This window comes from Devosia sp. Z11_6, from assembly GCF_058133665.1.
On the sequence record NZ_JBYUNQ010000001.1, the window covers coordinates 900,814 to 918,908 of the forward strand.

Consider the following 18,095-nt stretch of genomic DNA (forward strand, 5'->3'; position numbering starts at 1 on the left):
CGCAGCCCCGGCGGTACAACAGCGCAAGGCAATAAAGGGGAGAACCAGTGTGAGCCAAGAGCTCGTATTCCAGCCAGATGCAGCCGCAACCGCTCATACCCATGCGACCAAGGAGCAGTATGAGCAGATGTATGCCCGCTCGGTCAGCGACCCCGATGGGTTCTGGGCTGACGAGGCCGGGCGCATCTCCTGGATCAAGGCCCCCACCAAGATCAAGAACACGAGCTTTGCTTACCCCGATGTCTCGATCAAATGGTTCGAAGACGGGGTGCTGAACCTTGCCGCCAACTGCATCGACCGGCATCTGGAAGAACGTGGCGACCAGGTCGCGATCATCTGGGAGCCCGATGATCCCAACACCGAAGCCGAGCACATCACCTATCGCAAGCTGCACGAAAAGGTTTGCCGCTGCGCCAATGTGCTGCTTTCGCTCGGGGTCAAGAGGGGCGACCGCGTCACCATCTACCTGCCCATGATTCCCCAGGCCGCCTATGCCATGCTGGCTTGCGCGCGCATCGGGGCGGTCCATTCGGTCGTGTTCGGCGGCTTTTCGCCCGACGCCCTGGCCGGCCGCATTAACGATTGCGACAGCCGCATCGTCATCACCGCCGACGAAGGCCGCCGCGGGGGCAAGACCGTGCCGCTCAAGGCCAATGTCGACAAGGCCTTGGCTGACGCACCGGGCGTCGACAAGGTGCTGGTGGTGCACAATACCGGCGCACCGGTGAGCATGAAGGGCAGCCGCGATATCTGGTGGCACGAGGCTGCTGCCGGCGTTGAGCCCTTCCACGATCCCGTGCCGATGGGCGCCGAGGATCCGCTGTTCATCCTTTACACATCCGGCTCGACCGGCAAGCCCAAGGGCGTGCTGCACACCACGGGTGGCTATGCCGTCTGGGCTTCGATCACCCACCAATATGCCTTCGACTACCAGCCGGGCGAGGTGTACTGGTGCACCGCCGATATCGGTTGGGTCACCGGCCACAGCTATCTCGTCTATGGCCCGCTCGCCAATGGCGCGACCACGGTGATGTTCGAGGGTATTCCGAGCTATCCCAATCCCGCCCGCTTCTGGGAGGTGATCGACAAGCACAAGGTCAACATCTTCTATACCGCTCCCACCGCCATCCGCGCGCTGATGGGCGCGGGCGCGGAATGGGTTGATAAGGCCGATCTCTCCTCGCTGCGCCTCATCGGTTCGGTGGGCGAGCCCATCAATCCCGAAGCCTGGCTCTGGTACCACAAGCATGTGGGCCGCGAGCGTTGCGCCGTGATCGACACCTGGTGGCAGACCGAAACCGGGGGCATCATGATTACCCCGCTACCCGGCGCCGTTGCGGCCAAGCCCGGCTCGGCCACCTTGCCGTTCTTTGGGGTCCAGCCGGTGGTGCTCTCGCCCGAAGGGCGCGTGCAGGAAGAGACCAAGGCACAGGGCGTGCTCGCCATCAAGGACAGCTGGCCGGGGCAGGCGCGCACCATCCACGGCGATCACAGCCGGTTCGTTTCGACCTATTTCGAGACCTATAAGGGCTACTACTTCACCGGCGACGGCTGTCGGCGCGACGAGGACGGCTATTACTGGATCACTGGCCGGGTCGACGATGTGCTCAACATATCCGGCCATCGCCTCGGGACGGCCGAGATCGAAAGCGCGCTGGTTGCCCATCCCAAGGTTTCCGAAGCCGCTGTCGTGGGGTATCCGCATGATCTCAAGGGGCAGGGCATTTATTGCTATGTCACCCTTATGGAGGGCGAAACCAGCGACGACGCGCTGCGCACCGAACTTCGCAGCTGGGTGCGCAAGGAAATCGGCCCCATTGCCACGCCTGACCTCATCCAGTGGGCCCCCGGCCTGCCCAAGACACGTTCGGGCAAGATCATGCGGCGCATCCTGCGCAAGGTCGCCGAAAACGACTTCGCCTCGCTGGGCGACACCTCGACCCTGGCCGATCCCGCCGTGGTCGATGACCTCATCGCCAACCGGCAAAACCGGCCCGCGAGCTAGTCCGTAGGGGCGGAGGGCCAGCTCTCCGCCCGCTCCCACCTTAATCTGCACCGGACCCTTTGACGCAGTTTCCGCCGGCGGCGCCGCTATTTGGGCGCCGCGGCCTGTCGTTGTGCCCTTGGCCATCGTTTGGGCGGCTTTGGGCCGTCTAGGTCCGCTCGCTTCCTCAACTTCCGGACTATTCCTTGATCAAAGCTCTTCCTCGTTTCGCCGCCAGTGCGGTGTTTGCTCTAGCACTGAGCCTTCCTGCGGCCGCGGCAACGCTGGAAACCATGGCCGGACAGATGATCGTCGTCGGCTTTCAGGGCAATGATGCCGACGATGCTTCCGTCGTTGCCTTGCGCGAGGAGGTGGCCGCGGGCCACCTCGGTGGCGTCATGTTCCTCAAAAGCAATGTGAAGAGCCTTGCCGCCGTTACCGAAATGAACCGGCAGTTCCGGGCCGCTGCTCCCGATCTGCCCCCGCTGATCACGCTGGACCAGGAAGGCGGCTCCGTCGAGCGCCTCACCAAACAGGTCGGCTTTCGTGAGGTGCCTTCGGCGCGCTCGGTCGCGGCCCGCAACAGCCCGGCCGAAGCCAAGTCAATCTACGCCCGCATGGCCGCCTCCATTGCCGAGCTGGGTTTTACGCTCAATTTCGGCCCCGTGGCCGATATGGAGGTCAATCCCAAGAACCCGATCATCGCCAAGTTCGGCCGCGCCTATGGCGCTGATGCCGAGGACGTGGCCGCCTATGACGAGGCTTTCATCGCCGCCCATCGCGCCGCGGGCGTGTTGACCGCGATCAAGCACTTCCCGGGCCACGGCTCGTCCACCCGCGACAGCCATGCGGGCTTTGTCGATATCACCAAGACCTGGGACGCGAGCGAACTGGAGCCCTATCGCACCCTGATCGAGGCTGACGATGCCGACATGATCATGGTGGGCCATCTCTATCATGCCGCTTATTCTGGCGGCGACACGCGCTTGCCAGCTTCCCTTTCGCCCGACTGGATCGAAGGCGTGTTGCGGGGCGATTTGGGTTTTGATGGCGTCGTGATCAGCGACGATCTGGAGATGGGAGCGATTCGCGCTCATTTCGGGCTCGCCGACACCGTCACCCGCGCGGTGCGGGCCGGAATGGACGTGCTGTTGCTTTCCAACACGGCCAAATATCGGCCGGGCCTAGGGCGCGAAGTTCTCGAAATTCTCGTGTCAGAAGCCGAGAAAGACCCCGCTTTTGCTCGGCGCATCGAGCAAAGCTACAATCGTATTGCTCGCCTCAAGGCTCGCATTGCTCCGTGACGGCGCTTGCGCTTTCCTCCGGGCACGCTGGAGGTTAAAGTGCGCCTCCCCCATGGGGCAGAGGAGTCGTTAGCGCATGGCGGAAAGCCGCGAAACCAGACAGGTCCGGGCGATCTTTATCTCGGATGTCCACCTGGGCATGAAGCCCATCCGGGTGGGACAGCTGATCGAGTTCCTGCGCGCCCATGACGCCGAGACGATCTACCTCGTCGGCGACATCATCGATGGCTGGCGGCTCGCCAAGGGCTGGCACTGGCCCAGCGAATATAATGTCTTGGTGCAGGTGCTGCTGGACAAGGCTACGGCCGGTACACGCGTGGTTTATCTGCCCGGCAACCACGACGAATTCCTGCGCGAATATCTTGGCACCTATTTCGGCGAAATCGAATTTGTCGATCGTACGGTTCACACCAGTGCGCTGGGGAAAACCTATCTCGTCATCCATGGCGATCAGTTCGACGTCGTGGTGATGAATGCCAAGTGGCTCGCCCATGTGGGCGACTGGGCCTATAATGCTGCCCTGCGCGTCAACATCGCCATCAATTGGGTGCGCCGGCGCCTCGGGCTGCAATATTGGTCGCTGTCGGCCTGGGCCAAGCAAAAGGTCAAGAACGCCGTTTCCGTAATCGGGCGCTTCGAGGAGGCCCTCGTCTACGAAGCCAAGCAGTCGGGCGTCGATGGGGTGATCTGCGGTCACATCCACTTCGCCGATATGCATGACCGCCTCGGCATTCATTACATCAATACCGGCGACTGGGTGGAAAGCTGCACCGCCATCGTCGAAACGCCAGAGGGCGGCTTCGAGCTGATCAAGTGGACTGATATGTCAGCCACAGAGCCGCGCAAGTTCCGCTTGCGGCGCGCATCCTGAGGAACGTGCTGCATTCAGCACAATTTAGCCCGGCTCCAGCGAATCTGCTCTTGAACTCCACGGCATAGCCAGCAAAACTTGCTTCCGGGCGATTTGCCCGGAGTTTTTCTTTCATGCCGTCGGTATCTGCGCGCTGGGACAGTCCCAGCCTGCGCGCTTCCTTGTTTCACTTGACCGTCTTCGCCCCCATGGCGGTCAGTTCCGTGTATCTGGCCATTTGGCTCAGTGAAAAAGGCATTCAAGCCGACCAGATTGGCATTGTGGGTGCCGTGCCCGTGGCGGGCCTGCTGATCCTCAATCTCTTTATCGGGCGATTGGCCGATAAGGCCAAGGACTGGCGCACGGTGATCGTGATCCTGGCGCTGCTGGGCGGTGCCTTTCCGCTGGGGCTGTTTTTCGTCAGTGAGTTCTGGAGCATCGTCCTTGTCTGGGCCTTCTGCGCCATGTCCTCGGGTTCCATCGCCCCGGTAATCGACGCGGCCACGATGCGGCTGGTGCAACGCACGGGGGGCGATTTCGGCACCATCCGGGCCTGGGGCACGGTGGGCTATGTCGTTGCCGCTTCCGGAGTCGGTTTTGCCGTCACCGCCTTTGGCACGGCGGCCTTTGTGCCGCTGTTTTTCGCCGTCTCCCTGTTGCGCGCACTGGTGTCGCTGCAACTGCCGCGCTTCCGTGCCCCCGAGCCGGTGCCGACCCTGGCTGCGCTCAGCCCGGAACCCGCCAAGCTGAGCGCTGCCCTCAAGCCCTGGTTCGTGCTACCACTCGTCGCCTTTGCCCTCGTCAATGCCGGGCATGGCGTGCTGGGCAGCTTTGCGGCCCTGCTTTGGCATCAGCACGGCGTCCCCGATTATTACATCGGGCCGCTGATCGCCACTTCGGCGTTGGCCGAGGCGGTGATGATGTTCTTGTGGCAGCGCTTTGGCGGCCGGGTCACGGCGCGCAGCATGATCCTTGCTGCCTGTATTGCGGCGCTGATCCGGTTCACTGCCATGGCCTTCGATCCGCCGGTCGCGGTGTTGTTCGGCCTGCAGACGCTTCATGCCGTAACCTATGGCGTCGGCTATTTCGGCGTCGTGCATTTCATCGCCAATTGGACTGGCGAGGACATTGCCGCCGAAGCCCAAGGCTTTGCGACCATGCTGCAGCAGGCCACCTTGGTGATTACCCTAGCGGGGTTCGGCTGGCTTGTCGCCCATGTGGGCGTCGCCTCATATTTCGCCATTTCAGTGCTGTCGCTGCTCGGCATCGGCTGCGTGCTGCTGTCGTTGCGCCTGCGGCCACCCAAGGATGCGGTGCTGCCCTGAGCCTCGGCGCGCGTCGGCGGAGGGGCTGGTTTTCTCGAGATAGGTTGCCGTCAGCTTGCCTGGTCGCCTCAGCCGCATCCTCGTGAGCAGAGGGGAATGCCAGCGAGCACCGACCCGGGGCTGCTTGAGCCCCGCGTCTGGGCTCAGCCGTTGACGGGAATTCACAGTGGTCACGCCCAACAAAAAGGCCCCGGTTTTCACCGGGGCCTTTGTTCGTTTGTTGCAGTTCCGACTAGTTCAGGCGCCCGCTGGCATGGGCCAGCATGGTGTAGACCTTGCCGCGATCGGACAGCAGATATTCGCGCGTTTCGGCAGCGGCACGGGGACCGGCAGCCGCACGCTTCAGCAGCTGCTCGAACTCACCCATGTAAGCTTGGGCCGTACGGGCGAAATCGGCGTCGCGCTGCACGCGCTTGCGGACATCGTCATAGGTGCCCTGGCCGGTCAGCGTATAGATCCGGCGCGAGAACACGTTGGATTCCCCGGCTTGGTAGCGAGCCCAGGCTTCGCCCAGAGCGGCATCGTCGATGGCGCGGGCGATATCCTCGGTCAGCCCCGAAAGACCCTGCTGCGGCGCTTGCTGCTGGGTGCTGGCCTGCTTGGCCGATGCATTGCGCAGCACATCACGCAGCCAGCCACCGGTATCCTGCGCGGCCGGGCTTGCTTCAGCTTCCGCAGGTGCTGCGGGCTGAACCGGTGCAGCTGGCTGGACTGGCGCAGCTGGCTGGACTGGTGCGGCCGGCTGGACTGCCGCCGGACGAGCCGGCTCAGGGGCGCGGATCGGATCGACCAGCGGCTGACGAGCGGGCTCGGGCGCACGGATCGGATCCACCAGGGTTTGGCGGACCGGCTCGGGTGCCGGCTGGCGCTGTGGCTCTGGCTGGGTCGGACGGGGGGGCTCCACCCGGGCCTGACGCACAGGCTCGGGCGCAGCTTCGCGCGGCTGCGGATAGCTGGCTTCGGGGCGCGGTGCATCATAGCGGTTGGCGCGCTGGGCCGGACGGCGGTCGTGCAGGTCATGGGTGGCCGGCTGCGCGCGCACAATGGCGTTGAGCTCGCTCAGGGCCTCGATCTGCTCGGCAACCACGCGTCGCATGGCGGCTGCACTGGCCCGGGTTTCCTCGGGCAGTTCGGCTACGCCGCGGGCCAGCTCGGAACGGGTCGCTTCGAGCTCGGAGCCCACTTCGCGGGCAGTGTCGCGCATGGAGCGGGCGGTGTCGTTGAACCGGCGCGTTGCTTCTTCCAGAGCCCGCTGCATTTCGCCGATCATCTGCTGCTGGGCTTCCTGGAGCGCGGCGCTGGCGCGCCCGCTTTCGGTTTCTGCGGTGCTGCGGAAATCACCCAGGCGCGATGCCACATCGCCGCTGGTTTGCTCCAGAGCCTCACGGAACGTGCCCGTGCTCTGGTCGATTGCCTGGCGCAGCACTCCGGTATTGCTCGCAACCGCATTGCGCACCGAAACGGCGCTATCACTGATGGTTTCTGCCAGCGTGCTGGTGGTGGCGCTGAGCACATCGGTGACGCTGCCGGCGGCCGACGTCAGGATGTCGGCCACGCGGTTGGCATTTTCTTCCAGTGCCGAATTGACCTGCGCGGTTTGTTCGGAAAGGGCCGAGCGGATGGTGCTTGTGGTTTCGTTGAGCGCACCGGTGGCCGCGTCGCTGGCGCGGGAAAGGGCGCCATCGACCTGGGCGGCACTTGAATTCAGCGTCGCCGCGAAGCGTTCGGTGCTGGCATTGAGCGTCGAGTTCAGGCGCTCATTGGTCGCGTAGATCGCATCATTGACGCTGCTGGTATTGGCCTGGATCACCTCGGCAACCTGGGCCGAAGTCTGGCTGAGTGCTTCGGTCACCGCCGAAGTGGTGCTGGCCAGCGTATCGGCGACGGTATGGGTGGTTTCACCCAGGGCCTCATCCATGGCACGACGCGCACCGATCAGGCGGCGTTCGGTGTCGTTGACCGTTTCGGCAATCGACTGCGCGAACATGCGCATGCGGTTGTCGATGTCGTCGGCACGCGAGGTGAAGCTGGCCGCCAGAGCGTCCATGGCGTTGCGGCGTTCTTCCAGCGTTTCCACCGCGAAGTCGCCCGTAGTTGCGAGGGCTGAGGAGGCACGGTCCATATTGGCCGCTTCCGCGTCCAGCTTGCCGAGCATGGATGAGAACTCGTCCACCATGGTGCGGATGGTGTTCTGCAGCGCACCGACATGCTGGCTGACCATCTGGCCGGCTTCTTCGGTCTGGCCGATCGCTTCGCGAACGGTGGCCGAATAGGTCGCAGTCTGCTGGGCAACGCTGCTCTCGAGGCTGGCCAGATTGGCGGTCGAGGCATCGAGCACCCGCTGCAGCAGCAGGTTGGAGTCGTTGAGCTTGCCCAGTGCCGCGGTGACATCGGACAGGATGCGCGAGGTCGAGGCCGACATGATGGTTTCGGCTTCGCGGGCATTCTCGGCCAAGGCGTCGCGCAGCACATTGCCATGGCTGAGCAGGGCGCCCTGCAACTGGTCGGAGCGCTCGGTCACCAGCGCCGCAAAGGCATTGGTCTGCTCCTCCACCGAGCGGTTGAGATCGGCAATCTGGTTGCCGATCGCATCGACCGCACCAACGGCCTTGACCGAAACGACCTCGTCGATGCCAGCCGCAGCCGAGCGGATCTGGTTCATCGCCGCGCGAACCGCTGCGTCCATGCTATTGGCGGTGGCGCTGATATCCTCGGCAATATTGTGGGTTGCCGCGATGATGCGCGTCGAAATGGTTTCCTCGATGCGATCAGCGCCCGCTTCCAGATCCGCCATGGACTGGGTGATCGAGGTGTTGATCGAGGCGTTGAGCGCAGCCAGGCGCTCGGCCGTGATATCGGCGCGGGCGGTGATGGCTTCGGGCAGGGTGCCCAGGCGCTGGTCCACCATGTCGGTGATGGCGCGACGCGCCATGTTGACGCCGGTCTCGATGAGATCGGCGGCCTTGCGCGCGCTTTCGCCCACAGTGGCGCTGACCGCGTCGAGACGGGCGGCAACGCCATTTTCGGCATCCGAGATCTTGGCCACGGCGCTGTCGAGCCCAACGCCCAGATGGGTGTTCACCTCGGCAACCTTGCTGGCGATCACGTCCGACATGCCATTGACGCGTTCGGCCATGGTGTCGGTGACTTCGCGCAGCGAGGCATCGATGCGGGTGCGGGCGTCTTCGCTCTGCTGGGCGATGGTGTCGGCCAGCTCGGCCGTGCGCAGGCCCATGGTTTCGCCGATGGAGGTGGTGTGCGTCGCCAGCGTGTCGGACAGCGCCTGGGTGCGGGCACCCAGTGCGTCGTTGAGCTGGTGGGTGCGCATGCCGATCGTGCCGGCCAGCTCATTGGTGCGCGCATCAAGCGCACCGGTGAGTGCCGCAGCCTGCGTGGTGAGCTCGGTGCTGAGCTTTTCCGTGCCGGCAGCGATCTGGCCCGAAAGGTTCGCCGTGCGCTCGTCGAGCGCGGAAGCGAGCTCGTCAGTGCGCGCGCCAAGTGCTGCGTTGAGGCTATAGGCGCGGCCGTCGAGGGCCTCGGTAAAGTCGCTGACGCGGCCGTCAAGGGCCCCGGTCAGCTCCGTCAGGCGGGCATCGAGCGCGCCGGTAAGGCCCGAGCTGCGGCTGTCGAGCGCCTGGGTCAGTTCTGCGGTGCGGGTGTCGAGTGCTTCGGTGAGCTCGGCCGTGCGGCTATCCAGGGCTTCGGTGAACCCAGCGCGGCGGCTGTCAAGCGCACCGGTCAGGCGCGACACGCCCTGATCGAGGGTGACGGCAATGCCGCCGACGCGGCTGTCGAGGGCGCCAGCCAGCTGCGACACGCCCTGATCCAGCGTGCCAGCAATACCGCCAAGGCGGCTGTCGAGGGCCTCGCTGATCTGCGACACGCCCTGGTCGAGTGTGCCGGCAATGCCGCCGAGGCGGCTATCGAGGGTCTCGCCGAGCTGGGAAACGCCGTGATCAAGCGCACCGCTGATGCCTTCCAGACGACCTTCCAGCGCTTGCGTGATCTGCGATACGCCCTGGTCCAGGGCGCCAGTGATCCCGCCAACGCGGCTGTCGAACGCACCAGACAGTTCGGCAACGCTGCGATCCAGAGCCCCGGTGATGCCGCTCAAACGGGTGTCGAGCGCCCCGGTCAAATCGGTAACGCGGGTATCGAGGGCGCCGGTGATATCGGCGACGCGGCTGTCCATCGACCCGGTGATATCCGTCAGGCGGCTGTCCAGCGCGCCGGTGAGGTCGGCAGCACGCGTATCGAGCGCGTTGATGAGGGCACCGGTGCGGCTGTCGAGCGCTTCGGTCAGATCGGCGGTCTGGCTTTCGATTGTGCCGGTAAAGCCGGCCGCCCGTTCGTCGAGCATGGCGGCGAGGCCAGCTGCCCGCTGATCAACTTCGTTGGCGAAGCGGTTGGTGTGCTGATGGAAGCGGGCCGAAAGCGCGCCGGTATGCTGGTCGATGGATGCGGCGAGGCCCGTAGCGCTTTCCTCGATCTGCGTCGAAAGGGCCGCGGTGCGGTCCTGCAGTGTATCGGCAAGGCGCTGGGTGCGGCCGGCAATGGCCTGGTCGAAAGCCTCGGTGCCGGTGAGTAGGGTTTCGCCCAGTTCCTGCGAGCGCAGGCGGATGGCCTCGCTGAACTCGTTGCCACGGCCATCAAGCGTCGCGGTGAGCTCATCGGTGTGGATGGTTATGGCCGCGGTGATTTCGCTGGCGCGTGTACCGAGTACCTGATCGATCTGATCGGCGCGGGCGGTGAGTACCTGCTCAAGTTCCCCCGTGCGGGCGCTCAGCGTCTGGTCGATTTCGCCGGCGCGGCTGCCCAGGACCTGCTCGACGCGGGCGGCATGGGCACCCATGACGCGGTTGATCTCACCGGCGCGGGTGCTCAGCACCTGGTCGAGTTCGCCGGTGCGGGCGCCCAGCGCTTCATCGATTTCGGTGAAGCGATTTTCAAAGGCGCCGCGGATTTCGCCGCTGCGGGCGGTGAGGATTTCATCGAGACGTTGGGTGCGACCATCGATGGCTTCGGCGATGATGCCGGCATGGCCATCCAGCTTTTCACCGAGCTCACGCGAGGTGGTGGTGAGGCTATCGGTGATGGCCTGGGTGCGCGAACCCAGCACTTCGCCCAATTCCCGGGTGCGCTCGGCAACCACGGCGTTGAAGCGACCCGATTCTTCGTTCAGCGCCATTTCCAGAACATTGGCGCGCGCGGCAAAGCTGCTGCTTTGCGCTTCTAGGCGACGCAGCAGCTGCTCGCCCTTGTCGCCAATCACATCGTCAAGGCTGTGCAGGCGGCTATCGAGCGCACCGGTGACCTCGGCGAGTCGGGCATCGAACTGGCCCAGCGAATCCTGTCCGGCCGTGGAAAGGGTCAAACGGGCGCGTTCGGAGGAATCTTCCAAAGCGCCATTGAGCTCGATCAGCGCCGTTTGCAGGCGGCTCTCGATGCCATTGAGCTGGATGGAAACGGTTTCGTCGATCTGGCGGCTGGCCGAGTTCAGAATGCCCTCGGCTTCGCGCGAGCGGTTAGCGATCTCCTCGGCAATGCGGCTGCCGATGGTGTCGAGCGCTGTAGTGACGGAGTCGCCGCGTTCGCGCAGCTGTTCCAGAAGATTGTTGCCGCCGTCCGACAGCAGGGTCGCGATTTCGCTGGTGCGGTCTCCCAGGGCGCCCGACAGGTCACCGGCGCGCTGCTCCAGGACGGCCGAGAGCACGCTGGTGCGGTCTTCCAGGATGCCGGCCAGGGCGTTGCTACGCTGCTCAAGCGTGTCGGCCAGGGTAGCACTGCGGTCGGCAATCAGGCCGGCCAGATTGCCGGTGCGTTCTTCAAACGAGCCAGCCAGTTCGCGGCTGCGCTCATCGAGCCGGGCGGTGCGGTCGTCGATGGCACTGGCAATGTCGCCGACGCGGCTATCGAGCGCCTCCGTCAGCGCACGCATGCGGGTTTCGATGGTGGAGTCGAGCTCACCAGTGCGAGCCTCGAGCGTGCGCGCCATGGCGGCGGTTTGCTCGTCAAAGTTCTGCGACACCCGGCCAGCGCTGTTGTCGAGCGCGGAGATGAAGTCGGTGGTGCGGTTGTCGACCAGGGCAACGAAGTTTTCGGTGCGCTCGCCAAAGCTGCTGTTGAGCGTATTGCCGGCAGTCTCAAGGGCGCGGGTCAGAGTGCCGCCGCTTTCCACCAAGGTGCCGGCGATGCGCTGCGAGATGGCATCGAGATCAAAGACCAGCCCGGTATGGCTTTCGGTAATGGCTTCGCGCACCCGCTCGGTATTTGTCAGAACGCTTTCGCGCTGGCTGGCGAGTTCGGCGATCAGCGCGCGCATGCGCGACTCGTTGTCGGAATAGGTGCGCTCGAGTGCCGTGACCTCGTTGTGGATCATCACTTCGAGTTCGCCGGCGCGCGACAGGGCGCGCTCCAGCCCGTCACCCAGCGCATTGACCTCGCGGCGCACGGCCTGGCCCACCGAGGCAACCTTGTCGGCGGCGGTGACTTCGGGCTCAGCCAGGCGAATGGCGGCCTGGGTGATGGTGGAAGCCGCGTTACGCAGATCCTGCGCGCGACGGAACAAGGTAGCGACGGCAAAAAAGCCCAGCACGGGCAAGAGCATCAGCGCGGCAAGGAAGATGAAATCGATGGTGCCGACAAAGCTGCCGAAATCTGCGAACTGGTCGCGATAGCGCATGGCGCCGGCCGCGCCGGTGGCGCCCAGCCACAGAACCGACAGGATCACCGCCATCCAGACTGGCGTCGCTGACGAGCGGGTCTGCAGGCCGTAAAGGATTTTGGAAGTGCCGAACCGATCGTCATTGGCGACCGGTCCCGCCTGCGCCGCGATCTTGTCGGCCGCCAAAAGGCGCTCTGACTTGGCAGGATCGTTGCGCTTTTCGGCGGGCTTGTCGCCCGAGCTGTCGAGATTGAACACCGAGTCCTTCAGCGCGTCTTCCACCGCTGAAAACGCTAGGGCCGCAGGATCGTTTGCTGGGGGGGTCGGGTTTTTCGCCATACTCTTTACAACTCTCGCATCGGCCTGGCAGCGGGGGCGGTTTTAAGAGGGTGATCTAACGCCAAGCCGTTGCCGGGCTTGTCGCCAAATTGGTTCAATTCGATGCAAATGGCCCTGCATCGGTCCTCTACCATCGCCGCCGCGCGCTGGTTCATCGTTAAGTAGTACATGCAATTTAACTCAAACCGAACGGTTTCTTACCCAAAGGTTAATTTTTGCAGTGGGTAACACGGACCGCTCGATGCGCGCAAACTGCGCCGTCGATTTAATAGGGTATTCACGCCAGCCCCTTAGGCTTGGACGACCGGTCGCGTTCTTGGCCGTAGTTGTTCAAGTGGAAAACCATGGCCAATCCCTCAGCATCGCTCCCCCAGCAGTTCTCGCCTAGCGAGGCCAACAAAGGGGGCCCGATCGATCGCTTGCACCTGGCTCGCCAGTGCCTGGGTGACGAGGGACTGGAGCAAGAAGTGCTGCGGCTGTTCCACGACACGATCAAGAGCTATATGGCTCGGCTGCAGCGGGCCGAAGATGGGGCGGAAACGCGGATTGCCCTGCACACGCTGAAGGGCGCTGCGCGCGGGGTAGGGGCCTGGACGGTTGCCGATCAGGCGCAGGCTGCCGAGGAGGAACTGGCCGATGCTGCGGTGGTAGGGCCGGAGCGCTTTGCCGACCTCGCCATGGCTGTGGAAGAAGTCAGCGTCTTCATCGCCGGCATGCTGACCGACGACTTAAATTAGCAGGTGCGCCGCGCACCGCTGCCGGTGAGGCCTGCGAGGACCTCCCGGCCGCTTTGCGCTGTGCACAACGCAGGAATTTGACGGCTTGCCTTGCCAACGCCTATAGAGCGCCCGATATCTAATGCGCTTTCAGGTGCATCGCCGCCCATGGTTGATGGCCACCAAGACAAGGCCCCACCCCGATGACTATGCCGACCCTGGCGCCCGAGCTTTCGCCGCGCGCCGTCTCCACCGAACCTTACCGTACGCGCCGGACCTTTGCGATCATTTCGCACCCTGACGCCGGCAAGACAACGCTCACCGAGCGCCTGTTGGCGGCTGCCGGTGCCATTCAGCAGGCCGGTGCCGTGCGCGGCAAGGCGGGGCAGCGCTCCACCCGTTCGGACTGGATGGAAATGGAGCAGCAGCGCGGCATCTCCATCACCTCCTCGGTGATGACCTTTGAATATGACGGGCTGACGCTCAACCTGCTCGATACGCCAGGCCACTCCGACTTTTCGGAAGACACCTACCGCACCCTGACGGCGGTGGATGCCGCGATCATGGTGATCGACGCGGCGAAAGGTATCGAATCGCAGACGCTCAAGCTCTTTGAAGTGTGTCGCCTGCGCGATATTCCCATTATTACCTTCATCAACAAGGTGGACCGCGAAGGGCAAAGCCCGCTCGATCTTATCGATGAAATCCAGAGCAAGCTGGCGCTCGACCTTACCCCAGTGCTGTGGCCGATCGGGCAGGGGGTGGATTTCGGCGGCTATATCGACTTGGTCGAAAAGCGGGTGGTCAACCCGCAGGGCAAGACCATTGCCGAGTTTGACGAACTCGAAGACCTGCTCGACAACGATGCCCTGATCGACAATCCTGTGTTCATGGCGGCGCTGGAAACGCTGGAAATGGCGCGCGCCATGTTGCCCGCCTTCGATCTCGACACCTTCCACCAGGGCCACCTAAGCCCGGTCCTCTTTGGCTCGGCACTCAAGGGCGTCAGCGTTGCCGAACTGCTGCGCACGCTCGGTGACTGGGGCCCCGAGCCGCGGCCCCAGCCGGCTCTGCCCGCGCCCATCGCCCCGGCCGATAAAAAGGTCACCGGCTTTGTGTTCAAGGTGCAGGCGAATATGGACGCCAATCACCGCGACCGCATCGCCTTTGTGCGCCTGTGCTCGGGTAAGTTCGAGCGCGGCATGCGCCTCAAGAATGTTCGCTCGGGCAAGGACATGGCCGTTTCCAACCCGATGTTCTTTTTCGGCAACAATCGCGAGCTGGCCGAAGAAGCGGTGGCGGGCGACATCGTCGGCATCCCCAACCATGGCACCCTCTCGGTCGGCGATACGCTGACCGAAGGCGCGACGATCAACGTTACCGGCATACCAAATTTCGCGCCCGAAATCATCCGCCGCGTCCGCCTCACCGATCACATGAAGACCAAGCAGATGAGCAAGGCCCTGTCGGACCTTGCCGAAGAAGGCGTCACCCAGGTGTTCCGTCGCATGGTCGGCGCGGACTGGATCGTGGGTGTTGTCGGCCAGCTGCAGCTCGAAGTGCTGTCCGCGCGCGTGGCCAAGGAATATGGCGTGCCGATCACCTTTGAATCGCTGGGCTATGAAGTGGCGCGCTGGGTTGAAAGCGACGATCCCGAAGAGCTCAAGCGCTTCATCGCCGCCCAGAAGGTCAACATGGCCGAAGACCGCACCGGAGCCCCGGTGTTCCTCGCCCAAAACGCCTGGTGGGCCGACCGCGCCAAGCAGGATTGGTGCAAGATCCGCTTCCTCACTACCAAGGAACGGCATTGACCACTTCCGAGCGCATTGAAGAGTTTCTGGCTGCCGTTAAGAGCGCGTTCATAAGCGGTTCATTGTTGCGGCTGAAATTGGGCGGCTACCAGGGCGGCGAGCCTGAACTCAAATCCGTCGAGGTCAAGAAGATCGTTGCCAAAGGGGTGGAGAAGTTCAGCTTCACCTTCCACTACAAAACGCGTGACATCATCAAGAACCAGACCCAGCCCGAAGCACTCGCAACGCTGCGCGCGGGACTTAAGGCCGAATTCCGCAGCGCCCAGCTCGCCACCACCGAGTTCGACATGAGCTTTGAGCGCACTGGCGATAAGGTGCGTCTCAAGCGCACCGAGGTCGCGGGGCGGGAAGCGGCTCCAACCGAGCACAACCGCGCCAAGAACCGGCCGTTGACCCAGACCGACAAGCCTTATCTCAAGGCACTCGGCATTGCGGGAAAGGACGGGGTCGTGCGCAATGATGCGCAGGACAAGTTCAGGCAGATCAACAAGATGGTGGAGATTTTTGCTCCACTGATTCAGGGGATCAAGGCCGACACACCCCGCATCGTCGATATGGGCGCAGGCAAGGGCTATCTCGATTTTGCGCTCTACGACTTTCTAGCCGGGCAGGGGCGTTCGGCCGAGATCGTCGGCGTTGAAATGCGGCCCCAGCTGGTTGAAGACGGCAACGCGACCGCGGCGGAATCGGGTTTTACCGGCCTCAGCTTCGTGCCCGGAACGATCATGGACTATGACGCCGGCGGCGCCGATGCCGTGATCGCCCTTCATGCCTGCGACACCGCGACCGATGACGCAATCTACAAGGGCATCAAGGCGGGGGCCGCGCTGATCGCAGTGGCCCCTTGCTGCCACAAGCAGATCCGGCGCGAGATGGAGGCCGGGCAGGCGGACGATCGGCTGGGCGTGCTGCTGCGGCATGGCACGTTCCTCGAGCGGCAGGCCGAGATGGTCACCGATACGCTCAGGGCCCTGCTGCTGGAGCTCAGCGGATACCGCACCAAGGTCTTCGAGTTCGTTTCGGATGCCCACACGCCCAAGAACAATTTGATCGTGGCCGAAAAAGATGGGCGCGCCGGACGCGACCGCGACACGATCTTGCGCCAGATTGCCGACACCAAAGCCGTGTTCGGCATTCGCCAGCATTATCTCGAAACCCTGCTTCACTCCGACGCCCAAACACAACAGCCTGGATCGCCATGACCAAGATCACATTCGTTCAGAAGGACGGGGAACGCATCGAAACCGAAGCCCAGAACGGCGCGACGGTGATGGAGGCGGCCATCATGAATGGCGTGCCGGGGATTGTGGCCGAATGCGGGGGCGCCTGCACCTGCGCCACCTGCCATGTCTATGTCGATCCGGCCTGGGAAGAAACCGTTGGCGGGCCCTCGGCCATGGAAGAAGACATGCTGGACTTCGCCTTTGACGTGAAGCCCTCAAGTCGGCTGAGCTGCCAGATCAAGGTACGCGATGCCCTTGATGGCCTGGTCGTGCATGTTCCGAGCCGTCAGGGCTAGGATTTCCCGCCGCGCAATTTTCGCGCGAGAGCGTTTCGACGCATTATTTTGGCCCGGCTCTGGTCGGGCCTCTTTCCCTGTTCCAAGCGTAGGCGCCGCAGGGAAAAACCCGGCTTAACTGCACCCCGGGGCCTGTTGCCGCTGGGCGGGATGGGCTAATTTCCGGGCGTCTACAGTCAGGGTTGAAATGGGTCGCCTCAACACATTTCCGTTGAGCTTGAAAGTGCAGGGTCGTCGCATCGTCATTGTTGGCGGTGGCGAAGAAGCCCTTAACAAAGCCCGGCTCGCTGTTAAGACTACCGCGCAAGTCGTGATTGTCTCTCCTCATCTGAAAGCAGACTTTTCAGCGCTGCCGGTAGAGGTTCTTGAGCGCCGGTTCCAGCCGTCCGATCTCGATAACGCCGCGATGGTGTTTGTGGCCGACGATGGGCCTGACGCTTCGGTCGCACAGGATGCAGCTCGGGCTCGCAATATTCCGCTCAATGTCGTTGACGTTCCGGGCGAATGCGACTTCTTCACGCCGGCCATCATCGATCGTGCGCCGCTGACCATAGCCATCTCCAGCGAAGGGCGAGCGCCCGTGCTTGCACGTCTGGTGCGGGCGCGCATCGAGGCCGTGCTGTCGCCGCGGTTGGGCAATTTGGCGAGTCTTGCCGGTGGTTTACGGCACCGCGTTGAGAGCTTGATTCAGGATGGCGCCGCCCGGCGCCGGTTCTACCAGGCGCTGGTGACCTCTCCCGAGATCGAGCGCGCGGAGGCGTCCGGGCGAGGCCATGAAGCGGCCGAGAGCCTGCTGGCGGCGCATGTCGAGGGTGGCAGCGGGGCGGGCGTGGTTTGGCTGATCGGAGCCGGGCCCGGATCGGAAGATCTACTGACCTTGCGCGCCCAGCGGCTGCTGCAGGATGCCGATGTGATCGTGCATGACCAGCTCGTGCCCGATGTGGTGGTGCAGATGGCACGCCGCGATGCCGAGCAGATCGCCGTTGGCAAGGCCAAGGGGCATCATTCCTTTTCGCAGGCGCAGATCAATACGCTGCTGGTGCGGCTGGCCAGCGAAGGCAAGCGCGTGGCGCGCCTCAAGTCGGGCGACCCCATGGTGTTTGGCCGGGCTGGCGAAGAGATCGCCGCTCTCCGCAAGGCAGGGATCGCCTATCAGGTGGTGCCCGGCGTCAGCGCGGCGCTGGCGGCTGCGGCCGATACGGCAACGCCAGTGACCCTGCGCAAGGTGTCGAGCGGCTTCATCATGGCAACGGCACACGGCGCCGAGGATGACGAATTGCAGCATTGGGCGCTGCTGGCCGGGGCCGGCATGACGCTGGGCCTTTACATGGGCAAGTCGATTGCGGCGGAAGTCGCAGCCCGTCTGGTGGCGCATGGCGCGAGCGAGACGCTGCCGGTGGGTATTGTGGTCAATGCCGGTCGGGCGAACCGCACGCTTTATTCCGGCACGCTCGGCGCCCTGGCAGCCAACCAGCTCGATTTTGCAGATGGGCCGGCGGTTATTCTGGTGGGTGAGGCTGTGGCTGAAGGCGACTGGGCGGAAGCCGCCCAGATGGCCGCTTCAAGCTTCAAGGTGGCATGAC

General features: G+C 63.9%; 10 protein-coding genes. 9 read left to right on the forward strand and 1 reads right to left on the reverse strand.

What is annotated here, in order from left to right:
• Nucleotides 1-49 precede the first annotated feature (49 nt).
• The 4 genes from acs to AC3YMN_RS04290 all read left to right on the forward strand — a co-directional run bounded on the left by acs (nt 50) and on the right by AC3YMN_RS04290 (nt 5,463).
• Nucleotides 50-2,005, forward strand: coding sequence for an acetate--CoA ligase (gene acs, locus AC3YMN_RS04275; protein ID WP_489889038.1), 1,956 nt, complete (start codon nt 50-52; stop codon nt 2,003-2,005).
• Between the two features lie 185 nt (nt 2,006-2,190).
• On the forward strand, nt 2,191-3,288 hold the full coding sequence (locus tag AC3YMN_RS04280; protein ID WP_489889039.1) for a glycoside hydrolase family 3 N-terminal domain-containing protein: 1,098 nt from the start codon (nt 2,191-2,193) through the stop codon (nt 3,286-3,288).
• A gap of 76 nt (nt 3,289-3,364) precedes the next feature.
• Nucleotides 3,365-4,159 carry a UDP-2,3-diacylglucosamine diphosphatase gene (locus tag AC3YMN_RS04285; protein ID WP_127753496.1) on the forward strand — a complete coding sequence of 265 codons (795 nt, stop codon included), beginning with the start codon at nt 3,365-3,367 and terminating at the stop codon, nt 4,157-4,159.
• 113 nt (nt 4,160-4,272) lie between these two features.
• The gene (locus tag AC3YMN_RS04290; protein WP_172123608.1) at nt 4,273-5,463 is read left to right on the forward strand and encodes an MFS transporter; all 1,191 of its coding nucleotides are present in this window, start codon (nt 4,273-4,275) and stop codon (nt 5,461-5,463) included.
• A 232-nt stretch (nt 5,464-5,695) separates the two neighbouring features.
• Here AC3YMN_RS04290 and AC3YMN_RS04295 read toward each other — a convergent pair whose 3' ends face one another.
• Nucleotides 5,696-12,466, reverse strand: coding sequence for an apolipoprotein A-IV repeat region-like domain-containing protein (locus tag AC3YMN_RS04295; protein WP_489889040.1), 6,771 nt, complete (start codon nt 12,464-12,466; stop codon nt 5,696-5,698).
• A gap of 344 nt (nt 12,467-12,810) precedes the next feature.
• Between AC3YMN_RS04295 and AC3YMN_RS04300 the strand changes: the two genes are divergently transcribed.
• The 5 genes from AC3YMN_RS04300 (at nt 12,811) to cysG (ending at nt 18,094) form a co-directional block, all read left to right on the forward strand.
• The gene (locus AC3YMN_RS04300; protein ID WP_127753493.1) at nt 12,811-13,203 is read left to right on the forward strand and encodes an Hpt domain-containing protein; all 393 of its coding nucleotides are present in this window, start codon (nt 12,811-12,813) and stop codon (nt 13,201-13,203) included.
• A gap of 188 nt (nt 13,204-13,391) precedes the next feature.
• Nucleotides 13,392-14,993, forward strand: coding sequence for a peptide chain release factor 3 (locus tag AC3YMN_RS04305; RefSeq protein WP_489889198.1), 1,602 nt, complete (start codon nt 13,392-13,394; stop codon nt 14,991-14,993).
• Nucleotides 14,990-16,195 (forward strand): class I SAM-dependent methyltransferase, encoded by a 1,206-nt coding sequence (locus AC3YMN_RS04310; RefSeq protein ID WP_489889041.1) that lies wholly within the window; start codon nt 14,990-14,992, stop codon nt 16,193-16,195. Before AC3YMN_RS04305 ends, AC3YMN_RS04310 begins: the two co-directional genes overlap by 4 nt.
• Complete coding sequence (locus AC3YMN_RS04315; RefSeq protein WP_127753490.1) at nt 16,192-16,512, forward strand: 2Fe-2S iron-sulfur cluster-binding protein; 321 nt, start codon at nt 16,192-16,194, stop codon at nt 16,510-16,512. Before AC3YMN_RS04310 ends, AC3YMN_RS04315 begins: the two co-directional genes overlap by 4 nt.
• 187 nt (nt 16,513-16,699) lie before the next feature.
• Nucleotides 16,700-18,094, forward strand: a complete 1,395-nt coding sequence (gene cysG / locus AC3YMN_RS04320) for a siroheme synthase CysG (RefSeq protein WP_489889042.1) — start codon at nt 16,700-16,702, stop codon at nt 18,092-18,094.
• Nucleotide 18,095 lies beyond the last annotated feature (1 nt).

Excerpts from the sequence above, each read along its gene's own strand:
- AC3YMN_RS04285 (WP_127753496.1), top strand. The coding sequence starts at position 3,365 with ATGGCGGAAAGCCGCGAAACCAGACAGGTCCGGGCGATCTTTATCTCG.
- AC3YMN_RS04290 (WP_172123608.1), top strand. The coding sequence starts at position 4,273 with ATGCCGTCGGTATCTGCGCGCTGGGACAGTCCCAGCCTGCGCGCTTCC.
- AC3YMN_RS04295 (WP_489889040.1), bottom strand. The coding sequence starts at position 12,466 with ATGGCGAAAAACCCGACCCCCCCAGCAAACGATCCTGCGGCCCTAGCG.
- AC3YMN_RS04300 (WP_127753493.1), top strand. The coding sequence starts at position 12,811 with ATGGCCAATCCCTCAGCATCGCTCCCCCAGCAGTTCTCGCCTAGCGAG.
- AC3YMN_RS04305 (WP_489889198.1), top strand. The coding sequence starts at position 13,392 with ATGCCGACCCTGGCGCCCGAGCTTTCGCCGCGCGCCGTCTCCACCGAA.
- AC3YMN_RS04315 (WP_127753490.1), top strand. The coding sequence starts at position 16,192 with ATGACCAAGATCACATTCGTTCAGAAGGACGGGGAACGCATCGAAACC.
- cysG (WP_489889042.1), top strand. The coding sequence starts at position 16,700 with ATGGGTCGCCTCAACACATTTCCGTTGAGCTTGAAAGTGCAGGGTCGT.